The sequence below is a fragment of the Nocardioides sp. genome (genome assembly GCF_035703625.1).
Lineage (GTDB): Bacteria > Actinomycetota > Actinomycetes > Propionibacteriales > Nocardioidaceae > Nocardioides.
In genome coordinates this window covers 1-7279 of sequence record NZ_DASSXS010000009.1, presented here as the reverse complement: position 1 = coordinate 7279, position 7279 = coordinate 1, and the positions used below count along the sequence as shown (strand labels likewise).

The 7279-nt window shown below is 72.1% G+C and carries 7 protein-coding genes; 6 read left to right on the top strand and 1 reads right to left on the bottom strand.

Annotation, left to right across the window (positions count from 1 at the left end; all coding sequences use genetic code 11):
* Window positions 1-252: 252 nt before the first annotated feature.
* Entirely contained in the window at window positions 253-1203 is a 951-nt protein-coding gene (locus VFN12_RS00515; RefSeq protein WP_325116575.1) for an alpha/beta fold hydrolase, read from the bottom strand.
* Between the two features lie 139 nt (window positions 1204-1342).
* Here VFN12_RS00515 and VFN12_RS00510 point away from each other — a divergent pair, with 139 nt between their 5' ends.
* From VFN12_RS00510 to VFN12_RS00485, 6 genes are all read left to right on the top strand, one after another.
* On the top strand, window positions 1343-2530 hold the full coding sequence (locus VFN12_RS00510) for a helix-turn-helix domain-containing protein (RefSeq protein WP_325116574.1): 1188 nt from the start codon (window positions 1343-1345) through the stop codon (window positions 2528-2530).
* A 121-nt stretch (window positions 2531-2651) separates the two neighbouring features.
* The gene (locus VFN12_RS00505; RefSeq protein WP_325116573.1) at window positions 2652-3836 is read left to right on the top strand and encodes an acyltransferase domain-containing protein; all 1185 of its coding nucleotides are present in this window, start codon (window positions 2652-2654) and stop codon (window positions 3834-3836) included.
* On the top strand, window positions 3836-4849 hold the full coding sequence (locus VFN12_RS00500) for a beta-ketoacyl-ACP synthase III (protein WP_325116571.1): 1014 nt from the start codon (window positions 3836-3838) through the stop codon (window positions 4847-4849). Before VFN12_RS00505 ends, VFN12_RS00500 begins: the two co-directional genes overlap by 1 nt.
* Window positions 4850-4933: 84 nt before the next feature.
* The gene (locus VFN12_RS00495; RefSeq protein WP_325116570.1) at window positions 4934-5179 is read left to right on the top strand and encodes an acyl carrier protein; all 246 of its coding nucleotides are present in this window, start codon (window positions 4934-4936) and stop codon (window positions 5177-5179) included.
* Window positions 5180-5234: 55 nt separating this feature from the next.
* A complete protein-coding gene (fabF, locus tag VFN12_RS00490) occupies window positions 5235-6470 on the top strand; it encodes a beta-ketoacyl-ACP synthase II (protein ID WP_325116569.1) in 1236 nt (411 codons plus the stop codon).
* Window positions 6470-7279 (top strand): carboxyl transferase domain-containing protein (locus VFN12_RS00485; RefSeq protein ID WP_325116568.1); only part of this gene is annotated, 810 nt, incomplete at its 3' end. The genes fabF and VFN12_RS00485, both read left to right, overlap by 1 nt.

The window sequence follows — 7279 nt, the reverse complement described above, 5'->3', positions numbered from 1 at the left end:
GTTGAGGCGCGAAGGAGCCCGTCACCGCCCGGAGGTTGAGGCACGAAGGCACCCGTCACCGCCCGGAGGTTGAGGTGCGAAGGCGCCCCGGCGCCTGAGCCTCGAAACCCCCCAAGCGACGCAGGGCGGCGACCGCAGTGGTCACCGCCCTGCCTCGGCTTACGGCGTCTCGACACGCGCGGTCGCGACCTCGTTCCTCGGTCGCGCGCGCTGCTCGACGACCAACGATCCGATCCGCTGGCGCGGCTCGGATCAGGCGGTGCTGATGTCGGTCACCTCGGCGACCTGGGTGGCCTCGACCTGCCCGTTGCGCAGCAGCTGACGCCACCTGTCGCGCGAGTACGTCGCCGGCTGGGTGGACCGGACGAACTCGTTGACGATCTTCACGAAGCGGTGCGGGTGGTCCTTGTGCGGGAAGTGGCCCGCGTTCGGGATCACCTCGACCTGGGCCTTGGGGGCGAGCATGGCGGCGTTGCTGGCGTGCCGGACCGGGATCACCTTGTCGTCGCGACCCCAGACCACGCACATCGGCATCGCCTCGGTCAGGTAGGCGCGGTCGGCCATGGTGACGACCTGGCCGCGCCAGTCGACGACCGCCTTCACGACATGGCGGATGGCGTGCCGGGCACGCGGGTCCTTGAAGGAGTCGTAGATCTCCGCCACCTCGTCGAGGTCACGCGTGTGCTTCCACGGCGTCCGGGACAGCGCCTGCAGGCCGACCTTGCCGACGTGCCGCACGCCGGGCAGCGTCAGCGCCGCCATCACCTGGTGGAAGCCGGGGGTGGTGACCGCACGGATGGCGGGGTTGACCTCGGGACCGAGACCTCCGGGAGCGACCAGCACCATGCGCTCGGTGCGCTCCGGGAACTGGTAGGCGAACTGCATGGCCACGCCACCGCCGAAGCTGTGCCCGACCACGGTCACCATGTCGATCCCGAGCACGGTGAGCAGGTCGCGCATCCCGTTGGCGTAGCCACCGACGCTGTAGTCGGCGCGGGGCTTGTCGGACCGACCGTGACCGAGCAGGTCAGGGGCGATCACGGTGTAGCGGCGGGCCAGGGAGTCGATCACGGGCTCCCACGTGGTGTGGTCGCAGCCGAGGCCATGGAGGAGGAGAAGCGCCGGTCCCTGTCCCGTCTTCACGAACGCGCGGCGATGACCGTGGATCGTGACGTACTGAAGTTCGTGCGGGACATCGGGCACGGGGGCCTCCCAGCTCGTACGGGTTGTGCGGGATTCAACCAGAACCGGTTTCACTTCGGGACCCGGGCCCCTCGTGTGAGTGAGATATACCCCGAGTCGCCCGGCCGTAACCTCGAATTTCCTGCACTAACCTCGAATTGTGACCTCCGCGCAGCGCCGGTCGCCCAACCGGGCGGCCACCGCCCTCCAGCGCTCCACCGGGACGCTCAGCACCGCCGCCACGGCCCGGATGGAGACCGACCTTCCGTGGTTCGCCGACCTGAGCGCCGAGGACCGGTCGTGGGTGGGGCTGATCGTCCAGGCGGGCATCCGGGGCTTCGTGGACTGGTACCAGAACACCGGCGAGCCCGTGCCCGGCGGCACCGTCCTGGCCTCCTCTGTCTTCGGGGCCGCCCCACGCGCCCTGGCCGGCGTCATCAACCTGCAGCAGACCGTCGACCTGGTCCGCCTCTCGATCGAGGTCATGGAGAGCAACATCGACGACATCGTGGAGCCCGAGGACGCCGGCGACGTCCATGCCGCGGTGCTCCGGTACGCCCGGGAGGTCGCCTTCGCCACCGCGGAGGTCTACGCCCGGGCCGCCGAGGTCCGCGGTGCCTGGGACGCTCGCCTGGAAGCGCTGGTGGTGGACGCGATCCTGCGGGCCGAGACCGACGAGGCGGTCCTCTCCCGAGCGAGCGCGCTGGGCTGGTCGGCGCCGGGCGAGGTCGCGGTCGTGCTGGGTGCGGTGCCCGCCGAGCGGACCGACACCGACGTGTTCGACGAGGTACGACGCCTGGCCCGGGCCGCGGGGATGGACGCGCTGTGCGCCACCCAGGGCGAGCGACTCGTCGTGGTGCTCGGCGGGGTCGGCGACCCGCACAAGGCGGCGAAGACGGTCGTCGAGCTCTTCGGCGAGGGGCCGGTGGTCGTCGGCCCGGTCCAGGAGGGGCTCAGCCGGGCCCACCTGTCCGCGCGCGCCGCCCTGTCGGCGTACCGCTCGGCCGCCGGCTGGCCGGAGGCGCCGCGCCCGGTGAGCAGCGGGGACCTGCTCCCGGAACGGGCGCTGGCCGGCGACGGCCACGCCCGGCGCCACCTGGTCGAGGAGATCTACCTGCCTCTCGTGCGAGCCAAGGGCACGCTGATCGAGACCCTGACCGCCTACTTCCAGCACGGCTCCTCCCTCGAGGGCGCGGCCCGGGCGCTCTTCGTGCACCCCAACACCGTCCGCTACCGCCTGCGGCAGATCGCCGAGCTGACCGGCTACACGCCGACCATGGCGCGCCATGCCTTCACCCTCGAGATCGCCCTCGTCCTGGGCCGCCAGTCCGGCCGGACCGACGACTGACCCGCCCGAATCTTTCGGCCGGGTCAGCGCGGCGTTTGTAGGGAACCTACAAAGATCACCCGGCCAGATTCGTGCACGCCGGAGGTGAGGCGGACCCCCCTCACCCGGCACAGTGGATCCCGTGCTCGTGATCGTCGCTCCCGGCCAGGGGGCCCAGTCCCCCGGCTTCCTCACGCCGTGGCTGGAGGACCGCACCTTCGCCTCCCGCTTCGACTGGCTCTCGACCGTCTCCGGTATCGACCTCGCCCACCACGGGACCGAGTCCGACGCCGAGACGATTCGCGACACCCAGGTGGCCCAGCCGCTGCTGGTCGCCACCGGACTGGTCGCGGCCCTGGAGCTCTTCCCGCACCCCGCGGACGCCTTCTCCAAGATCGGCGCCGTCTCCGGCCACAGCGTCGGCGAGCTCGCCGCTGCCGCCGGCGCCCGGGTGATCACCGCCGAGCAGGCCATGGTCCTGGTCCGCGAGCGGGGCCGGGCGATGGCGGAGGCCTCGGCCAGGACGCCGACCGGGATGACCGCCGTCCTCGGCGGTGACCGCGACGAGGTCCTCGCCGCGCTGGACAAGCACGGGCTGACGGCCGCCAACGACAACGGCCCCGGCCAGGTCGTGGCCGCCGGCACGCACGAGCAGCTCGACGCCCTCGCGGACGACCCGCCGGCCAAGGCCCGCCTCACCAGGCTCAGCGTGGCGGGCGCCTTCCACACCGAGCACATGGCTCCGGCCGTCGGGCACCTCGCCGGCCTCGCCCGATCCGTCTCCGTCCACGATCCGCGGACGCCGCTGATCTCCAACAAGGACGGACAGGTCATCCACGACGGGCGCGAGGTGCTGGCCAGGATCGTCGGTCAGATCGCCAGCCCGGTCAGGTGGGACCTCTGCATGGAGACCATGCTCGACCTCGGGGTCACCGGACTGCTCGAGATGCCGCCCGCCGGCACGCTGTCCGGGATCGCCAAGCGCGCCATGAAGGGCGTCGAGACGTTCGCGCTCAAGACCCCCGACCAGCTCGACGACGCCCGGGCGTTCGTCGAGAAGCACGGCGAGGCCTCCCAGATCGACACCACGCCGACCTGGCGGATGGTCGTCTCCCCCGCCAAGGGCACCTTCCACCGCGCGGAGGAGGCTGCCGACGTCGACCGGCTCGCTCCCGGAGCACCGATCGGCGACGTCGCCAGCCTGCGCGACCGGATCAACGTGGTCGCCCCGCACGGCGGGCAGGTCGTCGAATGGCTCGTCGAGGACGGTGACCTGGTCTCCCCCGGCCAGCCGCTGCTCCGACTGCACCCCGAGGGAGCTGCCTGATGAGCCCCCTGTCAGGCGCCACGGGCTCGCAGCACGCCGCGATCCTCGGGATCGGCGGCTACCGGCCCTCCCGGGTGATCCCCAACTCCGAGGTCATCGCGGCGATCGACTCCAGCGACGAGTGGATCCAGCAGCGGTCGGGGATCCGCCAGCGACGCTGGGCCGCCCCGCACGAGACCGTGCAGATGATGAGCGTGGACGCCGCGCGCAAGGCGATCGACCGGGCGGGCATCTCCGCCGAGCAGATCGACTGCGTCATCGTCGCCACGGTCAGCCACATGCTGCAGACCCCGGCTGTCGCCACCGCCATCGCCCACGAGCTCGGCACCAACAAGGCCGCGGCCTTCGACATCTCCGCCGCCTGCGCCGGCTTCTGCCACGGCGTCGCCCTGGCCTCCGACATGGTCCGGGGCGGCAGCGTCGGCCACGCGCTGGTCATCGGCGTCGAGCGCCTGAGCGACCTCACCGACCTGCACGACCGCGGGACCGCCTTCATCTTCGCCGACGGGGCGGGGGCGGCCGTGGTCGGCCCGTCCGACGAGCCCCGCATCGGCCCGGTGGTCTGGGGCTCCGACGGCGAGCAGTTCGACCTCATCCGGCAGAAGGAGGACTGGCGCGACGTCGTCGGCACTCCCGACCGGCCGGGGACCGGCACCATGCCCCACCTGATGATGCAGGGCAACCCGGTCTTCCGGTGGGCGTCGTACGCCATGGCCAAGATCGGCCAGCAGGCACTCGACCGTGCCGGGGTGTCCATCGACGACCTCGACGTGTTCGTGCCCCACCAGGCCAACATGCGGATCATCGACGCCATGGCGCGTTCGATGAAGCTGCCCGAGCGGGTCAGGATCGCCCGCGACATCGCCGAGCAGGGCAACACCTCGGCGGCCTCCATTCCCCTCGCCCTCGAGCGCATGATCGACGACGGTGAGGCACGCAGCGGGGACACGGCGCTCCTCGTGGCATTCGGTGCCGGCCTGGCGTACGCCGCCCAGGTCGTCACCGTTCCCTAGCAACCCCGCGCCGTCGACCGACGCACCATCCCGACGCACCAGTCAGACCACACAACAGCACGCACAACAGAAGGGAAGCCGCAGATGGCCACCACCGAAGAGATCCGCACCGACCTGGCCGAGATCGTCAACGAGGTCGCCGGCATCGACGCCGACGACGTCCAGCTCGACAAGTCCTTCGTGGACGACCTCGACGTGGACTCGCTCTCGATGGTCGAGGTCGTCGTGGCCGCGGAGGAGAAGTTCGGTGTCTCCATCCCGGACGACGAGGTGAAGAACCTCAAGACGGTCGGCGACGCGGTCGCGTTCATCGAGCGCGCCCAGGGCTGATCGCCCGGGGCCGCGGCCCAGCGCCCGCCGAGTCACCCTCCAGAAAAGGAACCTCATGTCTGCCAAGCGAGTCGTCGTGACCGGCCTGGGGACCACGTCCCCGGTCGGTGGGGACGTGCCCACCACCTGGTCCGCCCTGATCGAGGGGCGGTCCGGCGTCGCTGCACTCACCCAGGACTGGGCCGAGCAGCTCGGCGCCAGGATCGCGGCCGAGGTCGCGGTCGAGCCCACCGAGGTCCTCGAGCGGGTCAAGGCCCGTCGGCTGGACCGTTCCGGCCAGCTCGCGCTGGTCGCCGCCAACGAGGCCTGGGCCGATGCCGGGCTGGCCGATGCCGGCGTCGACCCGGAGCGGCTGGCGGTGGCGATGGCGTCGGGGATCGGCGGCGTGCAGACGCTGCTGTCCAACTACGACGCGCTCAAGGAGAAGGGGCCGCGGCGGGTCTCACCGTTGGCGATCCCGATGCTGATGCCGAACTCGCCGGCCGCCAACATCGGTCTCGCGCTCGGCGCCAAGGCGGGCGTCCACACACCCGTCTCGGCCTGCGCCTCCGGCAACGAGGCGATCGCCATGGGGATCGACCTGATCCGGCTCGGCCGGGCCGACGTGGTCGTGTGCGGCGGCACCGAAGCCGCCGTACACCCGCTGCCCATGGCCGCCTTCGGCCAGATGATGGCGCTCTCCCGGCGCAACGACGACCCCGAGGCCGCCTCCCGTCCGTGGGACAAGGGCCGCGACGGGTTCGTGCTCGGTGAGGGTGCGGCCGTCGTCGTGCTGGAGTCGGCCGAGCACGCCGAGGCCCGCGGCGCCCGGGTGTACGCCGAGGCCTCCGGAGCGGGCATCACCGCCGACTCGCACGACATCGCGCAGCCGGACCCGTCCGGTCTCGGCGCGACCCGCGCGATGAAGCTGTGCCTGCGCGAGGCCGACCTCGAGCCCGGCGACGTACGGCACATCAACGCCCACGCCACCTCGACACCGCAGGGGGACCTGGCGGAGGCGGGTGCCATCAGGGCCGCGCTGGGGGACGCAGCCGACGGCGCGGTGGTCACCTCGACCAAGTCGATGACCGGCCACCTGCTCGGTGCGGCCGGAGCCCTGGAGTCCGTGGCCACGATCCTCGCGATCCACGAGCGCACGGTCCCGCCGACCATCAACCTCGACGACCCCGAGGACGTCGGTCTCGACCTCGCCGACAAGGTGCGCGACCTGCCCGCCGGCGACGTCGCGGCCCTCAACAACTCCTTCGGCTTCGGCGGCCACAACGTCGCCCTCGCCTTCCGGAGCGTGTGATGGCGGCGACCACCGCGCCGGCGGCCCCCTCGGGCGCCAAGCAAAAGCTGCCCCGCGACCAGGACCCGCGCAACCCGGTGCACCGGCTGACCGCGCTGCTCGACGAGGGGTCACTGGAGCTGATCACCCCGGACGACGACTCCGGCATGCTCGCCGCGGTGGGCCTGGTCGACGGCACCCGGGTGGTGGCCTTCTGCTCCGACGCCACCGTCATGGGCGGCGCGATGGGCGACCAGGGTTGCCGGGTCGTGGTCGACGCCTACCACCGGGCGATGACCGAGGGTGTCCCGATCATCGGCCTGTGGCACTCCGGAGGAGCCCGGCTGGCCGAGGGCGTGCTGTCCCTGCACGCCGTCGGACGGATCTTCCAGGTGATGACCCAGGCGTCGGGAAAGATCCCGCAGATCTCCGTGGTCCTCGGTCCGGCGGCGGGCGGTGCCGCCTACGGGCCGGCGCTGACCGACGTCGTGATCCTGGGCCCCGAGGGCAGGATCTTCGTGACCGGCCCCGACGTGGTGCGCTCGGTGACGGGCGAGGACGTCGACATGCTGCGCCTCGGCGGGCCGGAGCCGCACGGCCGCCGCTCCGGTGTGGTCCACATCCTCACCGAGTCCGAGCACGAGGCCCTCGACCGCGCGCGCGGGGTCGCGACCCTGCTCGGATCCCAGGGCAGCCTCAAGGTCGAGGCCGTCGAGGACCGGGACCTGTCCGAGCTCCTGCCGGAGTCGCGCAAGCGGGCCTACGACGTGCACCCGCTGGTCGAGTCGATCCTCGACGCGGGCACCGTCTCGGAGCTGCACGCCCGCTGG